The following is a 24,196-nucleotide window of genomic DNA, read 5'->3' as shown; positions in this document are numbered from 1 at the left end:
CCTCGTTTTTCGACATAGCCGCCGGTAATCAGCAAACGTTCTCGTCCACACGCTTCGCCCGCGGGTTTGCCGCCCAGGGCACTGGAGGAACCCCGGCACCGTGGCTGATGAGGGTAACGTGGCCTCCCGCTCGGAGGTCGAAAGTCTGCTGCGCCAGCTCGCGCCGCAGGTCCTGGGCGCGCTCTACCGCCGCTACGGCAAGTTCGAGGCGTGCGAGGACGCGGTGCAGGAAGCCCTGCTGGAGGCGTCGCTACGCTGGCCGGACCAGAAGTTGCCGGACAATCCCCGCGGTTGGCTGCGCACCGTCGCCACCCGCCGGTTGGCTGATCAATGGCGCAGTGACCAGGCCCGACGCAATCGCGAGGTGATCGTCGCGGTGATGGGCCGCGCCGACGAGGCGGTCTCCGCCGCCGTCGACGACCTGCCCTACCAGCACGACGACACGCTGATGCTGCTGTTCATGTGCTGCCATCCCGCGCTGTCCGCGCCGTCACAGATCGCGCTGACGCTCCGCGCGGTCGGCGGCCTGACCACCAGCCAGATCGCCGCGGCGTTCATGGTGCCCGAGTCGACGATGGTGCAGCGGATCAGCCGGGCCAAGCAGCGGATCCGGTCGACCGGCACTAGGTTCCGGATGCCACCGCCGGCCGAGCGACGCGAGCGCCTGCGGGTGGTGCTGCACGTGCTCTACCTGATCTTCAACGAGGGTTACACCGCCACCTCCGGCCCGGACCTGCAGCGCGGCGAGCTGACCCGGGAGGCGATCCGGCTGACCCGCGAGGTGCACCGGCTGCTGCCCGACGACGGTGAGGTCGCCGGGCTGCTCGCGCTCATGCTGCTGACCGACGCCCGGCGCGACGCCCGTTCCCGCCCGGACGGCACGCTGGTACCGATCGCCGAGCAGGACCGGCGGCTCTGGCACCGGGAGTCGATCCGCGAGGGCATCGCGCTGGTCACCCGCAGCCTGAGTGACGGGCCGGTGGAGTCCTACCAGATCCAGGCGGCGATCGCCGCGCTGCACGCCGAGGCGGGGACCGTCGACGATACCGACTGGCCGCAGATCGCCGCCCTCTACGAGCTGCTGGAACAGCTCGATCCGAACCCGATGGTGACGCTCAACCGGGCGGCCGCGACCGCCATGGCCAAGGGTCCGGAGGCCGGGCTGCGCCTGCTCGACGGCCTCGACGACCGCATCGCCAACCACCGGCTCGACGCGGTACGCGCCCACCTCCTGGAGATGGCCGGCGATCGGAGCGAGGCCCGGGTGCGCTACCTGCGGGCGGCGCAGCGCACCACGAGCCTGCCCGAACGCCGCTATCTGGAGTCGCGCGCGGCCCGGCTCAGCGACCCGCGCTGACCGCCTGCGGGGCCAGCCACAGGTGCACGACCTGGTCGGGCTGCTCGACCCGGCTGATCGGCAGCTCCACCTGGCCGTCGCGGGTGCGGTCGAACAGCCGCACACCGTCGCCCATCAGCACCGGGACCACGTGCAGCACCAGTTCGTCGAGCAGGCCGGCGCGCAGGCACTGACGGATCACGCTGGCACCCCCGAGCACCGACACGTCCCGGCCGCCCGCGGCGGCCAGCGCGCGGCTGACGGCGCTCTCGACACCCTCGGGTACGAACTCGAAGCGGGTGCCGCCGGCCAGCTCCAGAACCGGTCGGGGCTCGTGGGTGACCACGAAGACCGGGAGCCCGAACGGCGGCTCGTCGCCCCACGGCTTCTCCCCGTGGTCGTACATCCGCCGGCCGATCACGTGGGCCCCGACGGACGCGAACCCTTCGTCGAGGATCTCCGCGTCCCGGTTGGCCCGTCCCCCGTCGAGGCCGACCCGGGTCCGCCAGGTGGCCAGGTCGTAGATCCACTGATGCAGACGGTGGCCGTCCACGCCCATCGGCAGGAGGCGACTGTCATCGGGGCCGGTCACGAAACCGTCCATCGACACCGAGATGTCGGCGGTCACTCGCGCCATCGGGGATTCTCCATTCCCAAGAGCACGGGCAGCCAGGCGGGCGCGTTCATGGCGAACGTCCCCTGGGAGGTCAACTCGGCGTCGGGCACCGCGAGGCGCAGCCCCGGAAAACGCCGGAACAGGGTGTCCAGACCGATCTCCACCTCCAGCCGGGCCAGCGCGGCCCCGAGGCACCGATGGAGGCCGTGGCCGAACGACAGGTGCCGCTTGTCGGCCCGGCCCGCGTCGAACCGGTCCGCCTCGGGTCCGTGCACCGCCGGGTCGCGGCCCGCCCCGGCGAAGTGCATCAGGATCGGTTCACCCTTGCCGATGCGTACGCCGGCGATCTCGACGTCCTCGACCGCGAACCGGAACGGCAGGTGCGCGACCGGCGCGTCCACCCGCAGCGTCTCCTCGATGACGTCGGTCCAGCCGGCGGCGCCCGAGCGGACTTGGCGCAGTTGCTCCGGCGCGTTCAGCATCGCCCGGACGGCGTTGACCAGCAGGTTCATCGCCGGCTCGGTGCCGGTGTTGAGCAGCAGAAGCAGGGTGCTGACGATCTCGTCGTCGTCGAGCCGTGCGCCCTCGTCGCGGGCGGCGATCAGGTCGCTGGTCAGGTCGTCGGCGGGCTCCCGACGCTTGCGATCGATCAGGTCGTGCATCTGTGCCCGTAGCCGGGCGAAGGCGGCGGCGGCCTCCTGGGGCGTGATCTTCGCGCTGGCGGTGGCGTAGCCGCCGCCACCGCCGACGATGCCCACCCGCTCGGCGACCGGCAGACCGATCAGCTCACCGATCACGTGAGCCGCCAGCGGATGCCCGAACCCCGCCTTCAGGTCGACGATCTCCGTGGGCGGGTGCATGGCGAGATCGTCGAGCAGGTCAACGACCAGCCGTTCGATCGCCGGCCGCATGGTCTGCACCCGACGCGGCGTGAACGCCGTGCGGATCAGCCGCCGCTGGCGGGCGTGATCGGGCCCGTCCGAGCTGGTCAGGTTCTCCATTCGGGCCCAGGCGATCAGCGGGAAGTCGGGCCCGATCTCGCCGTTGGCGTACGCGATCCAGTGCTGACGCGGATCCTTGGAGAACCGGTCGTCGGCGAGGATCTCCTTCGCCGCGTCGTAGCCGGTGACCGACCAGGCGGGCACCCCACCCGGCAGCATGATCCGCGCCACCGGCCCGTGCGCGCGGATGCGGGCCGACTCGGCGTGGATGTCGGCGCCACTCAGGTCGAGCCTGATGGGTGATCCGTTGTCCATGGCTGACTCCTCGACGGGTGTTTCAGACCGCGCGGACGGCGAAGGTCAGGTGCAGGTCGGTGTCGGCGAGGCGGCGCTCCTGGGTGTCGGTGACGTCGAAACCCCGCTGGCGCAGCAACGCCTCGATGTCCCCGAGACGGCCGTCGATGTCGTGCACCTCGACCACCAGCTCGCCGATCTTCGCCCAGTCGTCGTCGGCGATGCCGGCGATCACGTCGGCCTCGGCCTTCTCGACGTCGATCTTCACGAGGTCCGCCCGTTCGGCGCCGGAGTCACGCAGCAGCCGGGAGAACGTCATCGTCTCGCACTCCACATAAGACAATTGGTGGCGGGATGTGGCCAGGTGCTCCGCGTCGCGTACCGGGACACCGCCCTCGATGAGCAGTTTCCTGGCGAGGGCGGTCTCGCGGACCTGCTCGGTGTACAGCCCGGACTCCGCGGGGGCCTTCGGGTAGTACCCGAACCGGGCGTGCCCGTCCGTCGCGGTGATCGCGACGTTGCGGGCCAGCCCGTCCGGCACGTGCCGCGCGAAGTTCTCCTCCAGGGCGCGGTAGGTGTCCGGGCCGGGCTCGGCCGCCACGATGAACGCGGCCGGGTAACGGGACTTGAAGAACATCGAGGCCAAGCCGATGTTGGCGCCGATGTCGAAGATGACACCGGGTGTCGGCCGAGCGCCACCGGGACGACGGTAGGACTCCTCGACGAAGATCTCGCGGTAGAGCAACGCCGCCTCGGCGGCATCGACCTGGGTGACATCCTGCCCGTTGGGCAGCCGACGCCGGATCAGGCCCATATCAACTCCTCGCGCTGGTCGGGGACACCACCTGAGAATGGGTGCTGGGCACCGCTGCGGTCACCTTCCCGGTTGCGCAGGCTGCTCCACGAAGCGTCAGGCGGTGGCCAGTCGGACCACGAACTGGTTTGACCGCCATCAAGCATTGACACGTCCCGCTATCCATTCCATGGTCGATGGACTCGTCACTGCGTCGAAGGGTCACAGGATGGTCGGCAACGAGCACAGGTACGTCATCGTCGGGGCGGGGCCCGCCGGGCTTCAACTGAGCTACTACCTGCAACAGCACGGTGCCGATTACCTGACGCTCGAAAGTGGTGACGAGCCGGGTGGGTTCTTCCGGCGGTTCCCCCGGCATCGCCGGCTCATCTCACTGAACAAGGTGCACACCGACAGCACCGACCCCGAGATCCGCCTGCGCTGGGACTGGAACTCCCTGCTCAACGACTCCCCGGATCTGCTGTTTCCGAACTTCAGCGAGGAGTACCTGCCCGCAGCCGACGACCTGGTGCGCTACCTCGCGGAGTTCCAACGGGTCCACCAGCTCAACGTCCGGTACGGCACGACGGTCGAGCGGATCACGCGGACGGGCGACGGTTTCACCGTGAGCACCGGCCAGGACGAGGTCCGGGCGCGCTGCCTGGTCGTCGCGACGGGCTGGGGCCAGCCGTTCGTGCCAGCCATCAAGGGCATCGAACATGCCATCGGGTACGAGGACATGGTCGTCGACCCCACGGCGTACGAGGACCAGCGGGTTCTGATCATCGGGAAGGGCAACTCGGCCTTCGAGACCGCGTCGGCCATCCTCGGCCGGGCCTCGATGGTGCACCTCGCCAGCCGGCAACCCCTGCGGCTCGCGTGGAACACCAAACACCCCGGCGACGTCCGTGGCCAGTACGGCGCAATCCTCGACAGCTACCAGTTCAAGACACTGCACTCGGTACTCGACTGCACGATCGACGAGATCCGGCCCGTCGACGGGCGCTTCCAGGTGTCGATCACGTACACCCACGCCGAGGGTGAGACCGCCGTGCTCGACTACCACACGGTGTTGCGGTGCACCGGCTTCCGGATGGACACCACGGTGTTCGACGAGACGTCCCGTCCCGACATGGTGCGGGACGGCCGTATGCCCGGCCTACGCCCCGACTGGCAGTCGAGCAACATCGACGACCTCTACTTCGCCGGCACGATCGCCCAGGCCCGGGACGTCAAGCATGCGTCGTCGCCGTTCATCGACGGCTTCCGGTACAACCTCCGCACGTTCACCCGGATCCTTCGGGAGCGGTACGACGACGTGCCGTTGTCGTACACGACGACGCCGGCGGACGCCGCGTCGCTGGCCAAGCTGATGCTCGACCGGGTGAACTGGTCCTCGGCGCTGTGGACCCAGTTCGAATACCTTTGCGACGTCCTCGTGCGCGACGACGCCACCGGCGACTTCCACCACTACGAGGACCTGCCCGAGGACTACGCCGTGGAGCGTTTCGCGGCCGCCACGCAGTGGTACACGCTCGCGCTACGGTGGGGCCGCGACGACTACGGTGACGTCTTCGCCATCGACCGGCACCCGACCCCCGACCGGGCGCGGGAGAGCGCCTTCATCCACCCGGTGATCCGGCGGTACCGCGGAGCGGAACTGCTCGCCGAGCAGCACCTGCTGGAGGATCTACTGGCCGAGTGGCGACGCCCGGACCGGCACGTCGAGCCGTTGGTCGAGTTCCTGACCAGGGACCTCACCAGCGGATCATGACCTCGTCGAGGGGCTTGCGGGTCAGGTCGGGGACGTGAGCGTCCGGCGTGGGATACCCGACCGGCATGACGACGTACGGGCGCTCCTCCGGCGGCCGCTCACAGACCTCGTTGAGGAATCGCATCGGGCTGGGCGTGTGGGTCAGCGTGACCAGGCCGCAGTGGTGCAGAGCCGTGATCAGCAGACCGACGGCGATGCCCACGGATTCCTTGACGTAGTACGGCTTCGGGCTGTGTGGCCCCTGGTGTATCTCGAACACGACGATGACGGCCGGTGCGGTCTCCAGGAACGGCTTCCGCCAGTCGGTGCCGAGCCCGGCGATCGCATCCAGCCACTCCGGTGAGGCGCGGCGATCGTAGAACGCACGTTCCTCGGCCTCCGCGGCCTCGCGCAGCCGGCGCTTGCGGGCCGGGTCGGTCAGGACGACGAACCGCCACGGCTGGACATTGGCACCACTGGGTGCGGTCGAAGCGGCCCGGATCGCGGCCTCGATCACCCCGTCGGGGACGGGGTCGGTGGCGAAGTCCCGCACGGAACGGCGCCGCGCCATCCGTTCCGCGAACGCCTCCGCCTCGCGCACCATGTCCGCCGGCCGCATCGGGGTGTGTTGGATCGGAACCCTGGATTGCAGGTCTGCCTCGGTCACCTGTGGCCTCCACTGATCAGGTGTGCCGGTTGCCGTGGCAGGGCAGACTGCCACGGCAACCGGTTCCCTTAGCATCTCCGAGGCCAGCGGTTTCTCGTTACGCGGTCGTGCTGTCTTCACGAGAAGGCACGTTCGGGGCGGTCTGGTTGGCGATCTCGTCGACCACGTCGGTCAGACGGCCGCGCAGTGCCGCGGCGGCCCGCTGGCGGGTCGCTCCGTCGCCGTTCGTGGCGAGGTGTGTCAGCCAGTCCTCGACCCGCTCGCAGTCGCCCGCCTCGTGCAGCGCCGGTCGGGCGAGCTCGACCAGCCGACCGGCGAGCGCCGCGGCGGGCAGCAGCCGGCCGGTGACGACGTCGACGCCGTGCCCGCCCATCCCGTCGCGGGCGGCGCGCCAGTACGCGAGCCGCATCAGCTCGGGGACCAGTTCCGGTCCCTCGTCGCCCCGGTCGACGGCGTCACCGGCGACGACCACCAGCGCCCGCACCAGGGCGGCCAGGGCCGCGGACTCGGCGGCGGTCAGGGGCACGTCGGCCACCCTCACCTCGAGTGTCGGGTGGTTCGTCGACAGGCGGAGATCCCAGAAGATCGTGCCCCGGTCGACCAGCGCGCCCGCCTCGAGCAGCATGTCCACGTAGTCGTCGTACTGCTGCGCGGACCTCAGCAACGGAGGCGCGCCGGCCACCGGCCACCGCCCCCAGGTGACGCTGCGCCAACTCGCGTATCCGGTGTCGCGCTCGGACCAGTAGGGCGAGTTGGCCGTGAGTGCGAGAAACACCGGCAGGTGCTGGCGCAGGTGGTTGCCGATCAGCACGGCGCGGTCCCGGTCGGGCTCCTCCACGTGGACGTGGACGGCGCAGATCGCCAGCTCGTCGTGCAGCCCACGGAAGGTGGCGGTGCCGCGATCCTGGCGCGGCCCTTCGGTGATGGGCGGCGGCACCGCACGGCCGAGCACCGGCGAGCCGCTCGCGATCACCCGCAGACCCGCCGACAGCGCTGCGGCCTGGACTGCGGCCCGACCTTCGACGAGCTGCGTGCTCAGGGCGTCCAGGCTCCGACACGGGTCGGTGCGGGTCTCGACCTGAAGCTTGGTGATCTCGCCACCCACCCGGGTGCCGAGGGCCGGACGCGCGCGGTCGACGACTGTGGCCGCCTCCGGCACGACCTCACCCCGGTCGACGTCGACGACGAGGAACTCCTCCTCGACCCCGAGCAGGGGAATGGGTGATCCCGAGCGCTGTTCCGTAGTCATGCCGACGCCGGCCCCTCGCTGCCGGTCGTTCGCCGGCGCTGAGCCAGACTATGGGATGTCGTCAATGGGTCGTGGTCCGAAACCCTCCATCGTGGACAACACGTCGACGAGTCCGGCCAGAAGCGCCGTGCGCTCCGGCATCCGGTCGAGGCAGACATACTCGCCGGCGGCGTGCGCTCCACCGCCCACCGCGCCCAGGCCGTCCAGGGTCGGTACGCCCAACGCGGCGGTGAAGTTGCCGTCGGACGCGCCGGCCGCGTACGCACCGACGAGGCCCCGGATGCCAAGCCGGTGGGCGACCGACTGGGCCAGCTTCAGGAGCGGTCGCGCCAGCTCCTCGGACATCGGGTAACGGTTGATCCCGCCCTGCACGGCCAACGTCGCCTCGGGCAGGAACGGCACCAGCCCGCGGATGGCGTGATCGACGCGTTCCAGCTCGTCCCTGGTCCAGGCTCGCACGTCGACGGCCAGGCTGGCGCGCTCCGGCACCGTGTTCGTCGTGGTGCCGGCGGAGAGCAGGGTCGGTGTGACGGAGGTGCCGCCGCTGTCCATCGCGCCGAGCGCACCCAGCGTGAGAACCTGGTGGGCGACCTCGACCGTGGCGTTCACTCCGCGCTGTGGTTCGGTGCCCGCGTGGGCGGCGCGACCCTCGACGATGACGCGGTAGACCGACCCGCCCTTCCGGGCCACCTTTACCTGCCCGTCCGGGGTGGCCGCCTCGCAGACGAGAACCGCACCCGAACGCCGTGCCTCACGTTCGATCAGTGGCCGTGACGTGACGGACCCGGACTCCTCGTCGCAGGTGAGCAGCACGCCGACCGCCGAGGTGTCCTCGACCAGGCGCAGTGCCGTGAACATCTGCACGATGCCGCCCTTCATGTCGCACACGCCCGGCCCGGTCGCGACGTCCTTGCGGACGGTGAAGGGCCGGGACCGGATCGTGTCGACCGGGAAGACGGTGTCGAAATGGCCCAGGAGCAGCACCCGCTGGTCGGCAGCCGGCCACAGCAGGTGCGGCAGGCCGTCGATCACGACGCGACGGGCGGGCCGGCCGAGCGCTTCCTCACCCCAGCGGGCGAGCAGATCGGCACAGGACTCCAGGTGAGGCAGCGAACCCGGTGCCGACTCGGACGCGACGAGCGTGCCCAGCCGGTCGACCATGTCTGCTTTGAGCTGCGTCGCGGCGTCGAGCAGACGGCGTGGGTCGTCCATCGATCCCTCCAACCTCACGGGTGACGGGCCTGGCCAGGCGTGTCCGTCGACCATCGCAGGGGGATCGGGGTGTGGTCACCCTTGTCTGTGCTCAGGCAGCCGGTTCACCCGCCGGCTGCACGATGGCCGACCCGTAGCCGAACTCGACGATCCGACGCGTGGACTCGGCGTAGGCGTCCTGCCCCTCGGGCGCGAAAGTGCCGAGCCCGTCGACGTACCGGTTGAACATGCAGAACGCGGCAGCGATCAGGACCGTGTCGTGGATCTCCAGGTCGCTGGCGCCCTCCGCGCGGGCGTTGGCGACCAGCTCTGTGGTGACGTTGCGGCCACTGATCTGTACCGCACCGGCGATGCGCAGCAGCGCCCGCAGTTTGGCCGAGATCGGAGCGCTGTCGAGGTCGGCGCGCACCTGGTCGACGAGGGTCATGCCCTCGTCGAGCTGTGCCGCGGCGAACGCCGAGTGCGACGCGCAGCAGAAGGTGCACTCGTTGCGCCCGGAGACGTACGCCGCGATCAGCTCGCGCTCGCCGGCCGGGAGCGAGTGAGGGGCGCGCAGCAGCACCTCGGCCAGTTCGTTGAGCGGCTTCGCCGTCTCCGGGCGGTACCGCATCGGACCGGATATGCCGGGGAACTGCTTCTCGTCGATCCCCAGGTCGATGTGCGCCATGGTCGCCATGCCTCTCAGCCGTGAGTCGTGGACCGGTCGGGCGGCGCTCGTGCCGAACACGACTGCCGGCGCCCCGGGCGGCGCGGCCGCCGCCGCGTCGCGCCGCCACGATCTCATTCCGCCCGCCGGGCGCGCTTATTCAATCGTGCTCTGTTCCACCACCAGGCGCGCGCGTCAGCGTGGCGGTGAGGCCTCCTCGAGTGGACGTCCGTGGGCTCGGGTCGTGTCCGAGACGGCGACGCCGAGCAGGACAGCGACAGCTGCTGCGGCGACCCCGAGCGGCGGCAGGCCGACCATGATCGGCGCCAGGACCGCGAGGACGAGGATCCCGATCGGCCGTGGCCGGGACACCCGGGCGAAGGCCACATACTCGAATACTGAGCGCCCGGCGAGGTAGAGCGCAGGCCCGCCGAGGATGGCCCCGACCCAGGCGGGTTTGGCGTCTCCGGATGGATCTATGAGGACGAGTTCGGAGCCGGCCGAGGTCGCGAGAATGCCGGAGACCATGAGCAGGTGTGCGAACTCGGCCAACCGACCGAGCCGGCCGGGGTCAGCGGATGTCGCGATGGCCTCGCCCAGGATTTGACCGGCTCGGTAGAAGTAGATCCGCCACAGCAACACCGTGGTGAGGAACGCCAATGTAAGGGCCAACATTCGTTGAGCCACGATCGGACCGCGGAGAAGACTCGACCCGGACGTCAGGATCGTCTCACCAAGCGCGACGATGACGAGCTGCCAGTAGCGTTCGGCCAGGTGCTCGCCCGCACCAGCCCACGGGGACACCTGTGAGCGACCCAGCCCCGGTACCGGCCAGCCGAATCTGGCCCCCAGGTAGTCGATCGCCAGGGCAAGCGTCCACAGTGAATTGCGCGTCACCTCGGGCGCGAACGCTCCGGCGAGCCACGGCACAGCCGACGCGACGAACCAGACGAGCGCCAGCATGTTGACGCGACGCAGATGGTGACCCCGCACGATGGCAACGAAGAAAAGTGTGCGGCCCACCTGGATCGCGACGTAGGTGCTCGCGAACAGCAGGCCAGTCTCGGCGAGAGCCCCCGAAATCGCGACCGCCAGGAGCAGGCTCCCATACATCGTCGCGAGGACAACGAACTGGATCGCCGGCTGGAACGGATCGAATCTGCTGGTCATCCATGCCGTCTGGGTCCAGATCCACCAAACGGCCAGGAGCAACAGCAGCGTCTCACCGTTCTCCGCGAGGGAAGTGGTCAACCGCTCCGCGACGTGACCCCTGGTGTAGTCCAGCACCAACTCGTTCACGATCCGGGTGAGCGCGAAGACGAACACAAGATCGAAGAACAGTTCCAGGAAGGTCGGCCGCTGCGAACTGTCACGCCTCCGCAGCAAACTGGCCACTCTGTTCCTCGTCACTGGCCCGCCCGCTTCGTCGGCTTTGTCGCTCAAGCAGTCGTACCACGTCGCCGCGCCGCCCACAGACAAGACGCACCCCAATGACTGAAGAGCCTGACGGCCGACGAGAGATGCCACCGTGCTCCCCGATTCAGGCCACGGCCAGCTGACCGACGTGCTAGGGGTTTGCGTAGCAGGGCCGACGCGGCGGGCAACCACTGCAGGACACGGCAGAGCTGGCACGCTGGTGCCATGCTGGCGATCGGCCTGCCGAGTCGCAGGGGGTCATCGCACCCACCAACGGATCCAACCGAAAGGTCAACGCCATGACAGGCGGAACCGAGGCTCGGCTCTGGGGTCTCACCCATGCGGCACGTCGAAGCCTGGCCGACGATCTGTCCGTTCTCAGCCAGGACCAGTGGCGTCGACCGACGTTGTGCGGCGGCTGGGACGTGGAACACGTCGTCGCCCACCTCACCGCCGCCGCCACCACGGGCCGATGGCTGTGGATCCGGAGCATCGTGAGCGCCGGGTTCCGCCCGGCGGTCCACAACGAGCGTCGTCTGCGCGAGCATCTGGGCACCACCCCCGCCGAAACGCTCAACAACTTCGAAGCCGTCATCGACGCCACCACGGCCCCCACGGGGGACATCGCGGCCTACCTCGGTGAGGTGCTGGTACACGGCCAGGACATTCGGTACCCGTTGGGAATCAGCACAGAGCCGGACGTCGAAGCGTTGACGGCGGTGGCGGAGTTCTACGCCCGGCGCAACTTCACCGTCGCCAGCAAGACCCTCGCGTCAGGGCTACGGATGCAGGCGACGGACGGTCCGTTCACCACCGGTGCGGGTCCGGAGGTGGCCGGTCCAACACTGGCCCTGGTGATGACGATGGCAGGTCGACGTGCGTACCTCGATCAGCTCGAGGGCCCGGGCCGCGACACCATCATCGACCGGATCAGCTGACGTGGGACCGACGATGCGAGCAGTCAGGAAGATGCGCGGCCCTCACCGGGGTGATGCTGGTGAATAAAATCCGGGGATGGCAGCAGCAGAGAAGACGGACAAGACTCAGTCCAATGCCTGGGCGTGGCCGGCCGGCATCCTGCTCGGTCTGGTGATCGGCATTTCCTCGTTCGGCGCGGCGGTCGGCGTGGCCTTCGGCGTCGCCATCGGCATCGCCTTCGCGATCGCCTTCGGCGGGATTCGGAACCGCGCTCAAGGACACACCGACGCTGGTGACCCGCAGGGCGACGGCAGCACCGGACGCCACGACGCCGGGCCGGGTGGCGAGGCATAGCCGCCGAAGCCCTCGACGGGGCGACCTCGGGGGCCGCTGTCGTTCGGAGTGGCGCGCGTTACGCCCTGTTCCAGGCGCCGGCGGCGGCCGCGTCCTTGGCGTAGTCGGCGAAGTCGCGCGGCGGACGGCCCAGGGCACGCTGCACCCCGTCGGCAACGTGGGCGTTGCGACCGTCGAGGACGGCCGTGAACAGGTACGTCAGCAACTCGATGACCTCCACCGGCACGCCCTCGGCGGTCAACGCCCCCGTGTAATCCTCGATAGAGACCGAGAGGAAGTCGATGCGCCGGCCGGTTGCCCCGGCGATCTCGGCTACCGCGTCGGCGAAGGTGAGCAGCCGCGGGCCGGTCAACTCGTAGAGCTGTCCCGCGTGTCCGTCCTCGATGAGTGCCGTCACGGCCACCTCGGCGATGTCGTCGGCGTCCACGAACGGCTCGGGCACGGTCGAAACCGGGAGAGCCACCTCGCCGCCCAGGACCGGCTCTCGCAGGTAGTCCTCGCTGAAGTTCTGGTTGAACCAACTCGACCGCAGAATCGTCCACTCGACGCCGGCGGATTGGATCAGCTTCTCGGCCGCCTGCGCCTCCTCTTCACCCCGGCCGGACAGCAGCACCAGCCGGGAGACCCCGGAGGCCACCGCGAGATCGGCGAACGCGCCGACCGTCTCGGGGGCACCCGGCACGGCGAGATCCGGGTGGAAAGATACGTACACGGCGCCGACATCTCGGAGCACGGGCGCCCAGGTCGTCCGGTCCGTCCAGTCGAAGGCCCGTTCGGCGACCCGGGAACCGACCCGGACCGGCACTCCCCTGCCCCGCAGTCGCTCTACGACGCGACGGCCGGTTTTGCCCGTGCCGCCCAGGACCAGGATCGTCTTCTGCTCTCGCTTGTTCGTCATACGGACCATTGAAGTGCGGATCGGTGAGACTGCACATAGCCAAGACGCGCACTCTCATGTTCAATCGTCTACGTGGATGCTGTCTCCGGTCTGCTCGACGGGCCCCGGGCGCAGGGCGCGTTCCTGCTCCGCTCGATCCTGACGCCACCCTGGTCGATCGCCATCAAGGACGAGGCGCCGCTCACCCTGCTGGCCAACGTCCGGGGCGACGCCTGGATCGTTCCCGAAGAGGGCGCGGCCGTACGGCTCGGCCCCGGAGACGTGGCGATCATGCGCGGCCCCGGCCCGTACACCGTCGCCGACAACCCGGCCACGGCGCCACAGGTGATCATCCACGAGGGTCAGCGGTGCACCAGTCCGGACGGCCAGGAACTGTTCGAGATGACCCAGCTGGGTGTGCGGACGTGGGGTAACGGGCTGGACGGGTCGACGATCCTGCTCACCGGCACGTACACGATGCACGGCGCAGTTGATCAGCGGCTGCTGGGCGCGCTGCCGCCGCTGGTGGTCGTCGGGCGCGAATCCTGGGACACCCCGCTGGTCCCGCTCCTGGCCACCGAGATCGTGAAGGACGACCCCGGTCAGGAAGCCGTGCTCGACCGCCTTCTCGACCTGCTGCTGATCGCCACGCTGCGTGAATGGTTCGCCCAACCCGGGGCCAAGGCCCCGGCTTGGTACCGCGCACACAGCGACCCTGTGGTCGGCCGGGCCCTTCAACTGCTGCACAACAACCCCGCGAGACCCTGGACCGTGGCATCCCTGGCTGCCCAGAGCGGGGTTTCCCGGGCCGCGCTGGCCCGCCGGTTCACCGCGCTGGTCGGCGAACCACCCATGACGTACCTCACCGAGTGGCGACTGGCTCTCGCCGCCGACCTGCTCCGCGAACCGGACGCCACCGTCGGTGCGGTCGCCCACCAGGTCGGGTACGGCAGCCCTTTCGCCCTGAGCACCGCCTTCAAGCGCCGCCGTGGGGTGAGCCCACGGCAGCACCGGGTGGCTGCCCGCGGGTAGGAGCGAGCTGGCAGCGAAGGGCCTGTGCGCGGCACACCTCGACGCGCCGGGCACTGAACGGCACAGTGCCAGCCATCGCGGCGCGCGGGCGGGGCGTCCGAGATATGCCGAAGACAGCCGGGACGGTCCGGTCTGGACCGCCCCGGCTGGGAATTCACTCGGGGATGATGAATTGGGCGGTACTGGTGGTGTCGTAGTTGACGCCGTTCTTCTCGGCATGGTGGATGCAGTTGACGGTGACCGTGCGGGACTGGACGGGAACGCCGGTGACGGGGACGGTCGGAGACCAGAAGGTCACGTCGACGAGGGCCCCGTTGTTCTCCGAGTCATAGTCGTGGGTGGAGTAGCTGAGCACGGTGGCCGAGCACCGGACGTTGATGTAGTTGGCGTCCACCCGGTCGTTGCCCCACGTGGCGAGGCGGGAGTATCCGCGGACCTTTATGCCACCCTGGCGCAGTGGCCAGCTTCCTTCGTGACCGGTGTCTTCCAACTGGATGACGCCCTGCAAGTTGTAGGTCGGAGCGGGTGAGGTGCCGCCGCCACCCCCCTCACCGCCACCGCCACCGCCACACTCCGAGTCGATGGGGCACTCGGGGAGCCATGCCTGCGCCGGCATGGCGGTCACGCCGGCGAACGCGAAGCAGGCCAGCAGGGCGACCCCCAGCGTGGAAACGCGTCTAAGCACGTCATCTCCTGTCAGCAGAGCCCGGGCAAACCACCCGCGGCGCCCGATTGGATGCGTAGAATATGGCCGCAGGAATAGCGTGCGCAATAGGCATCCGTCATTACGGCGCGACAGCTTGCCCCCTTGTTTACTCATCGGATGCCGTCGGCCTTGCCCTTGCTGATCATTGGATGTAAGGACACCCCGATCGCTGGAAAACCTCACCCTTCGAAGGAAGCGGCGTCAGCCGAATAGCGCCTTTGGGGATCGGTGTGTATCGACGGAATGGCGGAATGGCCAGAGCCCGGCACCACGGAGAGTTGGACCGGCTGCATGCCCGGATCGGGCCTCGGTTTCGCCGGTCCGAGCCACACGGCGCCTCGTTCGCCGACTGCTCGCCCCTAGCTCAGCCGGAAATTTCGTTGACGCCGAGGGCGAAGTCCCAGTGGCCGACACCGTTCCCGGCGAGGCCCACCGTCACCACGCCCATTCCTTCCAGCCAGTGCGCCATTTTCAGGCCGCCGACGTCGAACGGGCGCAGCCCGAGGCTCTCGATGAATGCCGCCACGCCCGCCTTTGCCTGCGCATTGTCACCAGCGATGAAGACGTCGGGCCGGCCCTTCTCCAGGACATTACGGAAGATGGTGTTGAACGCCTTCACCACGCTGGCGCTAGTCGGGGCCACCTTGGCGACCTCCTGCGCGATCGAGGTTTCCTCGCTGTGGGTCAGTCCGTCGAACGTGGCGTTGAAGGGGTTGCTGATGTCGACGATGACCTTGCCGGCGAGGGCGTCCCCGTACGTGGCGACGACCGGGACGACACCGTCGTACAACAGGGCCGTGATGACGATGTCCCCGGCCGGGACGGCGCCCCACGTGCCCGTCGTAGCTCCGCCGCCCAGAGCCTTGGCCAGATCATCGGCCTTGGACTGATCGCGTCCCATGACCTCGACGGTGTTGCCGCCCGCCACCGCGAGCGTGCCGATGGTACGGGCCATGTTCCCCGTACCGATGAGGGTGATGCTGCTCATGAGGTCTGCTTTCTTCCTGTTCTCGAAGTCGCTGTCTCGTTCGTCCGGGTCGGGCGCAGCGCCCGCGGCATTCCTGGCGTGGTTCAGATGGCGGTGGTGCCGCCGTCGGCGACCAGTTCCAGGCCGTTGACGTAGCTGGAGTCGTCGGAGGCGAGGAACAGGGCGACGGTGGCGATTTCTTCGGGGCGGCCCATCTTTCCCCGGGGGATGAGGGACTCGAACGCGGCCTTCGTTGCCTCGTCGAACAGTTCTTCCTGCTTGGCGGTGGCGACCTGGCCGGGGGTCAGGACGTTGACCCGGATCTTGCGGTCGCGCAGTTCGTTGAGCCAGACGCGGGCCCAGGCCTGCTGGACGGCCTTGCTTCCCGCGTAGAGGCTCCAGCCGGGGAAGGCGCCGAGAGAGGCGTTGGATCCGGTCATGAAGATCGAGCCGTTGTCATTGATCAGCGGCAGCGCCTTCTGCACGGTGAACAGAGTGCCGCGCGCGTTGAGCGAGAAGGCGCGGTGGAACTGTTCCTCGGTGATCTCGCCGAGGACGGCGGGTTCGCCCATTCCGGCGCTGGCCCACAGCACGTCGATCGAGCCCTTTTCCCGCTTGACGGTGTCGTACAAGCGGTCCAGGTCGTCCAGTTCGGCCGCGTCACCCTGGACGGCGGTGATGTTGCGGCCGATCAGCTTGACGGCATCGTCGAGTGCTTCCTGCCGCCGGGCCTGGATGAAGACGTGCGCTCCTTCCTCGACGAACAGTTTGGCGCCGGCCAGTGCCATGCCGGTGGATCCGCCAGTGATCACCGCTACCTTGCCATCGAGCTTTCCCACGATCACTCCGTTGAGTTGATGGATATCCGAAACAACCCGGCCCTTATGTACACCAGTCCGTGTACTTAACTTACCCCAGCGACTGGTCGGGGCACAAGCTATGTACACCGGTCCGTATCCAACGACCTATACTGGAGGCATGACGGAGTTGGAGAAGGGCCCCCAGGGCCGGCGCCGCGGCAGGGGCGCACGCGAGCGCATCCTCAGCGCGTCACAGCAGCTCTTCCGCGATCACGGCATCAACCGCACAGGCATGGACCAGCTCTGCGCCGTGGCCCAGGTGTCCAAGCGCACGGCCTACAAGCACTTCACGAGCAAGGACGAACTCGTCGCCGAATACCTGCGTCGATTCGATCCCGACGTCATGCCCGGAGTGTTCGACCGCACCGACCTCACACCCCGCGAACGACTCCTCGCCGCCTTCGAGATTCCCGCCTCCACGCCCCTGTGCCCGTACATCGCGGCGGCCGTCGAGCTCCACGACCCCCAACACCCCGCATCCCAGTACGCACGCGACTACAAGACCGCCATCGCCGCCCGGCTCACCGAAACCGCCCGCGAAGCCGGCGCCACCAACCCCGAGCAGCTCGGCGAACAACTGGCGCTGCTCATCGACGGCGCCTCGGCCCGCACCCGAGTCCTCAACAGCGAGTCCTTCCCCACCGCCGCCACCATCGCCGCCGTTCTCATCGACAACGCCATCCCCGCGTCATCTCCTCGGCAGCCCAGCAACGACCGCGGAACCGGGTCTGCTCCCGTTCCGGTGGGAGGCCAGTGACGGCCTGGCGGGTCCGGTAGGCGTGCTCCTGCCGGGAAGCAACATTCCGTGGTCGCTCCTGGCTGACGTGCTGAACGACCGGTGCGGCGCACCATCGTTGTCCGAACCTAGGCGCCCTTGACGTGCGGCGCCCGCCTGGCGAGCAGGAAGACCGCGATCACCACGAGGGCCAAGGCGAGCGCCTGACCAAGGAGGGGCAACGGGCCGGTGCGGATTGCCTCGTCTAGCCAGAGCAGCCCGACCAGGATGGCCACCAAGGGGTCGGTGACCGTGATGGCGGCCAGCGCGGGTGCGCCCATCGGGCCGGCCTGGTAGGCATTCTGGCTGAGCAGCACCCCGAACGGGCCAAGCACGGCGATGGCGTACACCTGCCACTGACCGAAGATCGCCGCCGGGCTCTCCTCGAGGTGGAACGCCAGGCTGCTGATCAGGCCGGCCGTTACGCCGTAACAGATGCCGGACGCGATTGCCAGGGGCAGCGGTCGCCAGCGCCGGTCCAGCCCCAGCGCGGCCACCACGCTCAGTCCCACGCCGACGACCACGGCAACGCAGAGCAGGAACGCCGACGAGAACGATTCGAGTCCATGGCCCTGACCACGGGTAGGCCGGGCAATCACCAGGAAGGCGGCGAGCCCGAGCAGGCAGAGCATCGACTCCAGGAGCAACGTGCGGTCGACGCGGGCGTGCCCGGCCGCGGCGAACAGCAGGATGTACCAGACCAGCCCGGTCACAAGCAGTGGCTGGACCAGGATCAGTGGGATCAGGCTCAGCGCCACAACCTGGAGGGCGAACGCCGCCGCCGCAAGCACCACGGACCATCGCCAGCCCCGTAGGCGGAACAGCGCCAACAGCAGGCTCGGCCGGCCGGCCGGAGCCTCGGGCACCTGGTGGGAGGCGCGGAACTGCAGGACCGACGACCCGGCGAACGCCGCTGCGGCGCCGAGGGCGATCGGTATCCCGGCCGCCATCTCCCACGCCGCGTTCATCGTGCGCCAGTCGGTCCGCTCACCTGGGCTGCCTCCTCCATCACGGATTGTCGTCACGTGTCGGTCCGCGCTGACGCAGCAGCAACGCGACCAGGCCGTCGAGTCGGCCGCTCGTCCGCGTTTCCGGTGGCTCGCGGTTTCCCTGTTCGGACCGGGTCAAACGGGTCGTCCGGTGCCTGTTCGCCGACCATCCCGACCGACCCCTGATGGGGCGGCTCGCTGCGACGGCTCGGCTCCGCTGGTCCGCCTCGTAGCCGATGCCGAGAGTCGAAATTATCCCAGTAACCCGCAATTCGCTCGTTAAGCTGACGATCGTCCTGAAAAGGGGCGATGCCCCTTTGCCGCGTACCGCCTGGGAGCGCCCACATGTCAGCGACCGCGTCCGCGCGTCCCGGTTCAGCACCGGCTGCGGATCGCCTCCTCGTGCTGCGGCGGGTGCGGCTCGGCGTGCCGAGCGAGCGCGACCGCCCCGGCGACGGCCAGCGCGAACCCCACCGCCGCCACGGGAACGGACCCGGGCCGTACCCCATCATCGAGCAGCAGCCAGCCGGCCGCCGCCGGGCCCACGGTCTGCCCGAGGATCGTCGACGCGGAGGCCACGGTGACCGTGCCACGCTGCAGGGCGGTGGCATAGAGCAGCAGGCCGGTCAGCCCCGCCAGCACCACGGCGTACGTGGCCGGGCTGGCCAGCACGTCGCCGACGGTTCCGGCCCCGCCGATCAGCCGGGCGCCGAGCGCCGCGCAGCCGAACGACAGCCCGGCGAGGAGACCCGGCACGGCCGGCCCGGACATTCGCGGACTACCCAGGTACGCCAGGACGGCCAGGGCGAGCACCGCCACGAGCAGCCACCAGCCGGCCGACGCCGGCACCTCGCCGGGTGGCCGGCTGGCCGCCGTGATCACGAGGAGCACCAGGCCCACCACCACCGCACCGATCGCCACCCAGTCCCGGGCGCCGAGCCGGATCCGCAGCACGAGCAGGGCGATGAGCGCGACCATCCCCAGGTTGGTCGCCTGCACCGCCTGCACGGCGAAGAGCGGCGTGGTCCGCAGCGCGGTGAAGGTGAGCAGCGAGGACGCGCCGTCCAGCGCCAGACCCGTCGCGTAGAGGCCGTTGCGTACCAACCGCAGCAGAAGGCGCGGATCGAGGTGCTCGGTGGCCGCCACCCGGCGGGCGCCGACCGACTGCACGATCGCCGCGATGGCGCTGCACGACGCGGCGATGATCGCGAGCACGAAACCGAAGGCCATGACGGATTCCCGTGGTCCTGGACGCCGGACGGGACCGCCCGGGGCACCTGCGCATACCCGTCTTCGGCCGGGTATCGCCCCGGCCGTGCGAGCGGCCGGTGAAGGCGACGAGTCGGCCGGCGCCGCCCGACGGGTCCGAGCCGGCCGAGCGGACAGCCCGGCGGGTGCTGGTCGTCTCGGCCGACATCGGCGGTGGCCACGACGCCACCGGCCGGGCGCTGGAGGAGCGCGTACACGCGCTCTGGCCGGGGAGCCGAGTCGGCTGGGTGGACACGCTCAGCGCCATGGGGCCGGGCGTCGGCCGTGGCTTCCGGCGTACCTACGTGACAAATGTCGCGTTGACACCCTGGTTGTACGAGTTCTTCTGGGCCTCGCTCTGGCGGCACCGCTGGTTCGCCATGGCCTCGAAATGGTTTACCGGCGCCTGGGCGGGCCGCCGGCTCGTGGGAACCATCGAGGCGTTCGACCCCGACCTGATCGTCTCGACCTATCCGCTGGGCAGTGCCGGGCTGGCCTGGCTGCGCCGGCATCGCGGGCTCGACGTGCCGATGGGCGCCTGGGTTTCCGACTTCGCCCCGCACCCCTTCTGGGTCTATCCGCAGCTCGACCTGAACATCGTGGTGCATCCGTCGGCGCTGCCGGTGGCGGCGGTCGCCGCGCCCGGAGCACCGCTCGGCGTCTGCGCCCCACCGGTACTCGATCGGTTCCATCCCGGCGACCGGGTCGAAGCAGCCCGGCGCTGCGGCCTCGACCCGGAACGACCACCGGTGGTGGTCGCCTGCGGCTCGTACGGCTTCGGTGCGGTGGAGGAGGCGATCGCCGCGCTGGTCAGCATCGGGGACGCGGTGCAGCTCGTCGCCGTCTGCGGGCGCAACGAAGGGCTCGCCGACCGGTTGGAGGCGTTGAACACTCCCCCGGGCCGGCTGGTGGTCCGCCGGTGGGTCGACGACATGCCGACCCTGCTGCGAGCCGCTCAACTGCTGGTCACCAACGCCGGTGGGGCCACCGCGCTGGAGGCGTGGGCCACCGGTACGCCGGTCGTGATGTACCGGCCCATCGCCGCGCACGGGGCCGCCAACGCGGCGCTCATGACCGCCGCGGGGCTCGCCGAGACCGCCCAGGATCCGGCTGCTCTCGTCGCCTGCGTTCGTACCTGGCTGGTCGATCGACCGCCGGCCCGCCTGGCCGAGGTCCCACCCGGGTCGTTCCTGCCGTACCTCGGGCTGCCGGCGCTGGCCCATGGGCGACCGCCGGCAGAGGCGGCGGCGCCGGGCGCTTCGCGGCCCGGTGGACGGGGGCCCAACGGCAGGCCGCCGAGCTGGCCGCTGCGCGCGCAGGACGCGTTCTTCCTGCACGTGCAGTCGCCCACGGTGGCCCAGCAGATCGGCGCCGTGCTGGATCTGGACCCGCACCCCGACGGCCGACCGCTCACCCGGGCGGACCTGACCGCGTTGCTGGTCCGGCGGCTGCCCGCGATTGCGACCCTGCGACGTCGCCTGGTGTCGCGCGGCCGGTGGCGCCGGCCGGGTTGGGTCGTCGACCGGCACGCCGACGCCGCCGCGCACCTCGACGAGGTCCGGGTCGGGTCCGAGGACGACGCTACTGTCGTGGTGGACCGGTTCTGGTCACAGCCGCTGACCCTCGACCGCCCACCCTGGCGGATGCTGCTGGTCAGCGGCCTTCCCGACGGCCGTACCCGGGTCGCGGTCAAGCTGCATCACTGCCTCGGGGACGGGCTCTCCGCGATCGGCGTCCTGCACCGCCTGATGGACGTGGCCGGCGACCGGACCCCACCGCGGAGCACCACGCCCGACACCGTTGCCCCGACGAGGGCTGCGGCCGACGACCGGGCCGACGCGGCTGTGTACCCGGGACGTGCACCGGGCCGGCGCGGCCGTCCGGACGATCGGTTCCGGGAGGTGGCTCGGCAGGCCCGGCTCACCGCGCGTGGACTGATCCGCCTCGCCACGCAGGGGCGCGCACCGGGCAGCCCGCTCAACCGGCCCCTCAGCTCGCCGCGTCGGCGGCTGGTCACCGCGAGCCTGCCCGCCGCCGACGTCCTTCGCGCGGCCCGGGCCTGCGGCGCGCACACCAGCGAACTGATGGTGGCCCTCACGGCCGGAGCGCTGGGCCGGGTCCACCCGGCGCCGGCGCCCCGACGGCTGCGGGCGATGTTCGCGGTCTCCGTCAGCCCACGGCGGCGGGCGGCCACCCACGGTAACTGGACCGGCGCCGTCAGCCTCGACCTCCCGCTGGAGCGGGCGGCGACCCGCGACCGGGTCACCGCCGTACGCGAGTCGCTGCGCGCCGCGCTCGTCAGCGGAGAGGCGGAGGCCGCCGGCCTGGTGATGCGGGCGATGGGCGCCCTCCCCGCGCCGCTGCACGCGGCGGCGGCCCGGCGCGTCTACACCAGCCGGAACCTCAACGTAATCGTCTCCTACATGCCGGCACCGTTTCGGTCACACCGGCTGGCTGGTGCGTCGGTGCGGACGGCGACCCCGGTGGTCGCCCTGGCCGACGGAGTACCGGTGGGCATCGGCGTGCTGCGGTGCGGCCGTGCCTTCGAGATCGGCGTGCTGCTGGACGAGTCGCTCGCCGACAGCGGGGCCGCCTTCGTGGCCGCGCTTCACGCCGACCTGGCCGAGTTGCTCGCCGACGTCGCCACGGTCCCGGGCGGGGACGCTGTGGCCACGGGCGGGGACGACGGCGACGCAGCCGTGGGCGGTGGTGACCGGGTGGCTGACGTCGCGGTGTCCGCCGGTCCGGCGCCGCCGGGGGTACGCCGGTGCGTCTGACCGGGTCGGTGGTCCTGGTCACCGGCGCGTCGTCCGGCATCGGAGCCGCGCTGGTACGGCGGCTCACCCGGGCGGGCAGCCACGTCCTCGCGGTCGGCCGGGACCCGGACCGGCTGGACCGGATCGCCGCCGAGACCGGCGCGATCCCGCTGCGGGCCGACCTGGCCCTGCCCGGCGCCGCCCGGGATCTGGCAGAGCGGGCGATGGAACGGCACGGCCGGGTGGATGTGTTGGTCAACAATGCCGGCGTCGGCTGGGCGGGACCGTTCGGCTCGATGCCGACCGAGCGTGCCGAGGAGGTGCTCGCGGTGAACCTGCGGGCCCCGGTCGAGTTGACCGGGGCGCTGCTGCCCGGAATGTGTCACCGCGGCGGACACCTGGTGTTCGTCGGCTCGATCGCGGGCCGACTGGGAGTGGCCGAGGAGGCCGTCTACGCGGCAAGCAAGGCTGGCCTGGACGCCTTCGCGCGGAGCCTCCAACTGGAATCCGCCTGCCCTCGGGTCGGCGTGACCGTGGTCGTGCCGGGCGTGGTGCGGACAGCGTTCTTCGACCGTCGGGGCCGGCCGTACCACCGGAACCGGCCCCGGCCGATACCACCGGACCGGGTGGCCGAGGCGGTGACCGACGCGATCGTCCGCAACCGGGCGGAGGTCTACCTGCCGGCTTGGCTGCGGGTGCCGGTGGCGGTACAGGGCCTGCTGCCGGCGGTGTACCGCCGCCTGGCCAGCCGGTTCGGCTGACCCGTCCGATCTGCCGCGGTCGCGCCGTTTCAGTTCATCCGGGCCGCCCGCAGCGACTGACGCAGCGAGGACATGGTGGCCAGCACCGCGGTCGGCTCGTAGCCGCAGTGCGCCATGCAGTTCGCGCAGCGGGGATCGCGCCCCCGGCCGTAGCTGTCCCAGTCGGTCGAGTCGAGCAGCTCCCGGTAGCTTTCGGCGTAGCCGTCGGCCATCAGGTAACAGGGACGCTGCCAGCCCAGCAGCGAGTACGACGGGATCGCCCACGCGGTGCACGGGAAGTCGACCCGGCCCTCCAGGAAATCCAGGAACAGCGGCGAGTGGTTGAGCCGCCAGCGCGCCCGCCGGCCACCGGCGAATGCCTTGCGGAACAGCTCCCGGGTCTCCGTGACGCCCAGGAAGTGCTCCTGGTCCGGCGCCTTCTCATAGGCGTACGCCGGCGAGAGCATCATCTCGTCCACGCGCAGGTCGTCGTTGAGGTAGTTGAGCACCTCGATGACGGTCTGCGGGGTGTCGGTGTTGAAGAACGTGGTGTTGGTGGTGACCCGGAAGCCGCGCCGCTGCGCGTCCCGCACTGCCGCCACTGCCTCGTCGAAGACCCCGTCCTTGCAGACCGACGCGTCGTGCCGGTCCCGCAGCCCGTCGATGTGCACGGTGAAGGCGAAGTATGGCGATGGACGGAACTTCTCGATCTTCTTGGGCAGCAGCACCGCGTTGGTGCAGAGGAACACGAACTTCTTGCGCCGCACGAGTTCGGCGACGAGGGTGTGGATCTCCGGGTGCATGAGCGGCTCGCCACCCGCAATGGAGATCATCGGCGCCCCGCACTCCTCGACGGCGGCCAACGCCTGCTCCACCGGCATCCGGCGCTTGAGCAGGCTCGCCGGCTGCTGGATCTTGCCACAGCCCGCGCACTTCAAGTTGCAGGCGAACAGCGGCTCCAGTTCCAGCAGCAGAGGAAACTTCTCCCGCCGGCGCAGCTTCTGCCCGACCAGGTATTGCGCGACCCGCAGGCTCTGACGCAACGGCATAC

Annotated in this window: 23 protein-coding genes; 8 read left to right on the top strand and 15 right to left on the bottom strand. The window is 70.1% G+C overall.

Translation table 11 applies throughout. The features are described from left to right. Positions 1 to 100 precede the first annotated feature (100 nt). Positions 101 to 1,357 carry an RNA polymerase sigma factor gene (locus ACFYL6_RS19515; protein ID WP_387172883.1) on the top strand — a complete coding sequence of 419 codons (1,257 nt, stop codon included), beginning with the start codon at positions 101 to 103 and terminating at the stop codon, positions 1,355 to 1,357. Here ACFYL6_RS19515 and ACFYL6_RS19510 read toward each other — a convergent pair. Genes ACFYL6_RS19510 through ACFYL6_RS19500 form a run of 3 tightly spaced genes read right to left on the bottom strand, consistent with a single transcriptional unit; the run spans position 1,341 to position 4,001 of the window. Next, a complete protein-coding gene (locus ACFYL6_RS19510; protein ID WP_387172881.1) occupies positions 1,341 to 1,973 on the bottom strand; it encodes a dihydrofolate reductase family protein in 633 nt (210 codons plus the stop codon). The two genes, ACFYL6_RS19515 and ACFYL6_RS19510, sit on opposite strands and share 17 nt — an antisense overlap. Next, positions 1,961 to 3,208 (bottom strand): cytochrome P450, encoded by a 1,248-nt coding sequence (locus ACFYL6_RS19505; protein WP_387172879.1) that lies wholly within the window; start codon positions 3,206 to 3,208, stop codon positions 1,961 to 1,963. The genes ACFYL6_RS19510 and ACFYL6_RS19505 overlap by 13 nt, the downstream gene beginning before the upstream one ends. 22 nt (positions 3,209 to 3,230) lie before the next feature. Continuing rightward, a complete protein-coding gene (locus ACFYL6_RS19500; protein WP_387172877.1) occupies positions 3,231 to 4,001 on the bottom strand; it encodes an FkbM family methyltransferase in 771 nt (256 codons plus the stop codon). Between the two features lie 208 nt (positions 4,002 to 4,209). On the opposite strand from ACFYL6_RS19500, the gene ACFYL6_RS19495 reads away from it, so the two are divergent. Then, complete coding sequence (locus ACFYL6_RS19495) at positions 4,210 to 5,754, top strand: NAD(P)-binding domain-containing protein (RefSeq protein WP_387172875.1); 1,545 nt, start codon at positions 4,210 to 4,212, stop codon at positions 5,752 to 5,754. On the opposite strand, the gene ACFYL6_RS19490 is transcribed toward ACFYL6_RS19495, so the two are convergent. The 5 genes from ACFYL6_RS19490 to ACFYL6_RS19470 all read right to left on the bottom strand — a co-directional run bounded on the left by ACFYL6_RS19490 (position 5,738) and on the right by ACFYL6_RS19470 (position 10,902). Continuing rightward, positions 5,738 to 6,337, bottom strand: coding sequence for a nitroreductase family protein (locus ACFYL6_RS19490; RefSeq protein ID WP_238661045.1), 600 nt, complete (start codon positions 6,335 to 6,337; stop codon positions 5,738 to 5,740). The two genes, ACFYL6_RS19495 and ACFYL6_RS19490, sit on opposite strands and share 17 nt — an antisense overlap. A 160-nt stretch (positions 6,338 to 6,497) precedes the next feature. Beyond that, a complete protein-coding gene (locus ACFYL6_RS19485; RefSeq protein ID WP_387172872.1) occupies positions 6,498 to 7,649 on the bottom strand; it encodes a glutamate--cysteine ligase in 1,152 nt (383 codons plus the stop codon). A 48-nt stretch (positions 7,650 to 7,697) separates the two neighbouring features. Next, complete coding sequence (locus tag ACFYL6_RS19480) at positions 7,698 to 8,861, bottom strand: M20/M25/M40 family metallo-hydrolase (protein ID WP_387172870.1); 1,164 nt, start codon at positions 8,859 to 8,861, stop codon at positions 7,698 to 7,700. 91 nt (positions 8,862 to 8,952) lie between these two features. Beyond that, complete coding sequence (locus tag ACFYL6_RS19475) at positions 8,953 to 9,528, bottom strand: carboxymuconolactone decarboxylase family protein (protein ID WP_387173077.1); 576 nt, start codon at positions 9,526 to 9,528, stop codon at positions 8,953 to 8,955. A 174-nt stretch (positions 9,529 to 9,702) separates the two neighbouring features. Beyond that, entirely contained in the window at positions 9,703 to 10,902 is a 1,200-nt protein-coding gene (locus ACFYL6_RS19470; protein ID WP_387172869.1) for a low temperature requirement protein A, read from the bottom strand. A gap of 320 nt (positions 10,903 to 11,222) precedes the next feature. Between ACFYL6_RS19470 and ACFYL6_RS19465 the strand changes: the two genes are divergently transcribed. After that, positions 11,223 to 11,861, top strand: a complete 639-nt coding sequence (locus tag ACFYL6_RS19465; RefSeq protein WP_387172867.1) for a maleylpyruvate isomerase family mycothiol-dependent enzyme — start codon at positions 11,223 to 11,225, stop codon at positions 11,859 to 11,861. 76 nt (positions 11,862 to 11,937) lie between these two features. Further along, the gene (locus ACFYL6_RS19460; protein ID WP_387172866.1) at positions 11,938 to 12,195 is read left to right on the top strand and encodes a hypothetical protein; all 258 of its coding nucleotides are present in this window, start codon (positions 11,938 to 11,940) and stop codon (positions 12,193 to 12,195) included. 58 nt (positions 12,196 to 12,253) lie between these two features. Here ACFYL6_RS19460 and ACFYL6_RS19455 read toward each other — a convergent pair whose 3' ends face one another. Then, positions 12,254 to 13,093 carry an NAD(P)H-binding protein gene (locus ACFYL6_RS19455; RefSeq protein ID WP_387172864.1) on the bottom strand — a complete coding sequence of 280 codons (840 nt, stop codon included), beginning with the start codon at positions 13,091 to 13,093 and terminating at the stop codon, positions 12,254 to 12,256. A gap of 72 nt (positions 13,094 to 13,165) precedes the next feature. Here ACFYL6_RS19455 and ACFYL6_RS19450 point away from each other — a divergent pair, with 72 nt between their 5' ends. After that, the gene (locus ACFYL6_RS19450) at positions 13,166 to 14,104 is read left to right on the top strand and encodes an AraC family transcriptional regulator (protein ID WP_387172862.1); all 939 of its coding nucleotides are present in this window, start codon (positions 13,166 to 13,168) and stop codon (positions 14,102 to 14,104) included. Positions 14,105 to 14,258: 154 nt separating this feature from the next. On the opposite strand, the gene ACFYL6_RS19445 is transcribed toward ACFYL6_RS19450, so the two are convergent. The 3 genes from ACFYL6_RS19445 to ACFYL6_RS19435 all read right to left on the bottom strand — a co-directional run bounded on the left by ACFYL6_RS19445 (position 14,259) and on the right by ACFYL6_RS19435 (position 16,616). Beyond that, a complete protein-coding gene (locus ACFYL6_RS19445; RefSeq protein ID WP_387172859.1) occupies positions 14,259 to 14,789 on the bottom strand; it encodes a hypothetical protein in 531 nt (176 codons plus the stop codon). Between the two features lie 385 nt (positions 14,790 to 15,174). Further along, on the bottom strand, positions 15,175 to 15,798 hold the full coding sequence (locus ACFYL6_RS19440; RefSeq protein WP_387172858.1) for an NADPH-dependent F420 reductase: 624 nt from the start codon (positions 15,796 to 15,798) through the stop codon (positions 15,175 to 15,177). 83 nt (positions 15,799 to 15,881) lie between these two features. Then, positions 15,882 to 16,616 (bottom strand): SDR family NAD(P)-dependent oxidoreductase, encoded by a 735-nt coding sequence (locus ACFYL6_RS19435; RefSeq protein WP_387172857.1) that lies wholly within the window; start codon positions 16,614 to 16,616, stop codon positions 15,882 to 15,884. A gap of 139 nt (positions 16,617 to 16,755) precedes the next feature. On the opposite strand from ACFYL6_RS19435, the gene ACFYL6_RS19430 reads away from it, so the two are divergent. Further along, a complete protein-coding gene (locus ACFYL6_RS19430) occupies positions 16,756 to 17,394 on the top strand; it encodes a TetR/AcrR family transcriptional regulator (RefSeq protein ID WP_387172855.1) in 639 nt (212 codons plus the stop codon). A gap of 107 nt (positions 17,395 to 17,501) precedes the next feature. Here ACFYL6_RS19430 and ACFYL6_RS19425 read toward each other — a convergent pair whose 3' ends face one another. Further along, the gene (locus ACFYL6_RS19425) at positions 17,502 to 18,437 is read right to left on the bottom strand and encodes a DMT family transporter (protein WP_387172853.1); all 936 of its coding nucleotides are present in this window, start codon (positions 18,435 to 18,437) and stop codon (positions 17,502 to 17,504) included. Positions 18,438 to 18,776: 339 nt separating this feature from the next. Further along, positions 18,777 to 19,631: a hypothetical protein gene (locus ACFYL6_RS19420; protein WP_387172851.1), complete on the bottom strand. Its 855-nt coding sequence runs from the start codon at positions 19,629 to 19,631 to the stop codon at positions 18,777 to 18,779. 98 nt (positions 19,632 to 19,729) lie between these two features. Here ACFYL6_RS19420 and ACFYL6_RS19415 point away from each other — a divergent pair, with 98 nt between their 5' ends. Continuing rightward, entirely contained in the window at positions 19,730 to 22,426 is a 2,697-nt protein-coding gene (locus tag ACFYL6_RS19415; protein WP_387172849.1) for a wax ester/triacylglycerol synthase domain-containing protein, read from the top strand. Further along, the gene (locus ACFYL6_RS19410; RefSeq protein ID WP_387172847.1) at positions 22,417 to 23,166 is read left to right on the top strand and encodes an SDR family NAD(P)-dependent oxidoreductase; all 750 of its coding nucleotides are present in this window, start codon (positions 22,417 to 22,419) and stop codon (positions 23,164 to 23,166) included. Before ACFYL6_RS19415 ends, ACFYL6_RS19410 begins: the two co-directional genes overlap by 10 nt. A 29-nt stretch (positions 23,167 to 23,195) precedes the next feature. On the opposite strand, the gene hpnH is transcribed toward ACFYL6_RS19410, so the two are convergent. After that, on the bottom strand, positions 23,196 to 24,194 hold the full coding sequence (gene hpnH, locus ACFYL6_RS19405) for an adenosyl-hopene transferase HpnH (protein ID WP_387173075.1): 999 nt from the start codon (positions 24,192 to 24,194) through the stop codon (positions 23,196 to 23,198). Positions 24,195 to 24,196 lie beyond the last annotated feature (2 nt).

Source organism: Micromonospora sp. NPDC007208 (assembly GCF_042869175.1).
GTDB lineage: Bacteria > Actinomycetota > Actinomycetes > Mycobacteriales > Micromonosporaceae > Micromonospora > Micromonospora foliorum.
The sequence above is the reverse complement of the archived record's forward strand: the minus strand, read 5'-3'. Positions and strand labels throughout refer to the sequence as shown.

Coding starts and splice junctions, on each gene's coding strand:
- ACFYL6_RS19505 (WP_387172879.1), bottom strand. CDS start 3,208: ATGGACAACGGATCACCCATCAGGCTCGACCTGAGTGGCGCCGACATC.
- ACFYL6_RS19475 (WP_387173077.1), bottom strand. CDS start 9,528: ATGGCGCACATCGACCTGGGGATCGACGAGAAGCAGTTCCCCGGCATA.
- ACFYL6_RS19480 (WP_387172870.1), bottom strand. CDS start 8,861: ATGGACGACCCACGCCGTCTGCTCGACGCCGCGACGCAGCTCAAAGCA.
- ACFYL6_RS19495 (WP_387172875.1), top strand. CDS start 4,210: ATGGTCGGCAACGAGCACAGGTACGTCATCGTCGGGGCGGGGCCCGCC.
- ACFYL6_RS19420 (WP_387172851.1), bottom strand. CDS start 19,631: ATGGCCTTCGGTTTCGTGCTCGCGATCATCGCCGCGTCGTGCAGCGCC.
- ACFYL6_RS19465 (WP_387172867.1), top strand. CDS start 11,223: ATGACAGGCGGAACCGAGGCTCGGCTCTGGGGTCTCACCCATGCGGCA.
- ACFYL6_RS19440 (WP_387172858.1), bottom strand. CDS start 15,798: ATGAGCAGCATCACCCTCATCGGTACGGGGAACATGGCCCGTACCATC.
- ACFYL6_RS19430 (WP_387172855.1), top strand. CDS start 16,756: ATGACGGAGTTGGAGAAGGGCCCCCAGGGCCGGCGCCGCGGCAGGGGC.
- ACFYL6_RS19485 (WP_387172872.1), bottom strand. CDS start 7,649: ATGACTACGGAACAGCGCTCGGGATCACCCATTCCCCTGCTCGGGGTC.
- ACFYL6_RS19510 (WP_387172881.1), bottom strand. CDS start 1,973: ATGGCGCGAGTGACCGCCGACATCTCGGTGTCGATGGACGGTTTCGTG.
- ACFYL6_RS19500 (WP_387172877.1), bottom strand. CDS start 4,001: ATGGGCCTGATCCGGCGTCGGCTGCCCAACGGGCAGGATGTCACCCAG.
- hpnH (WP_387173075.1), bottom strand. CDS start 24,194: ATGCCGTTGCGTCAGAGCCTGCGGGTCGCGCAATACCTGGTCGGGCAG.
- ACFYL6_RS19460 (WP_387172866.1), top strand. CDS start 11,938: ATGGCAGCAGCAGAGAAGACGGACAAGACTCAGTCCAATGCCTGGGCG.
- ACFYL6_RS19455 (WP_387172864.1), bottom strand. CDS start 13,093: ATGACGAACAAGCGAGAGCAGAAGACGATCCTGGTCCTGGGCGGCACG.
- ACFYL6_RS19490 (WP_238661045.1), bottom strand. CDS start 6,337: ATGGTGCGCGAGGCGGAGGCGTTCGCGGAACGGATGGCGCGGCGCCGT.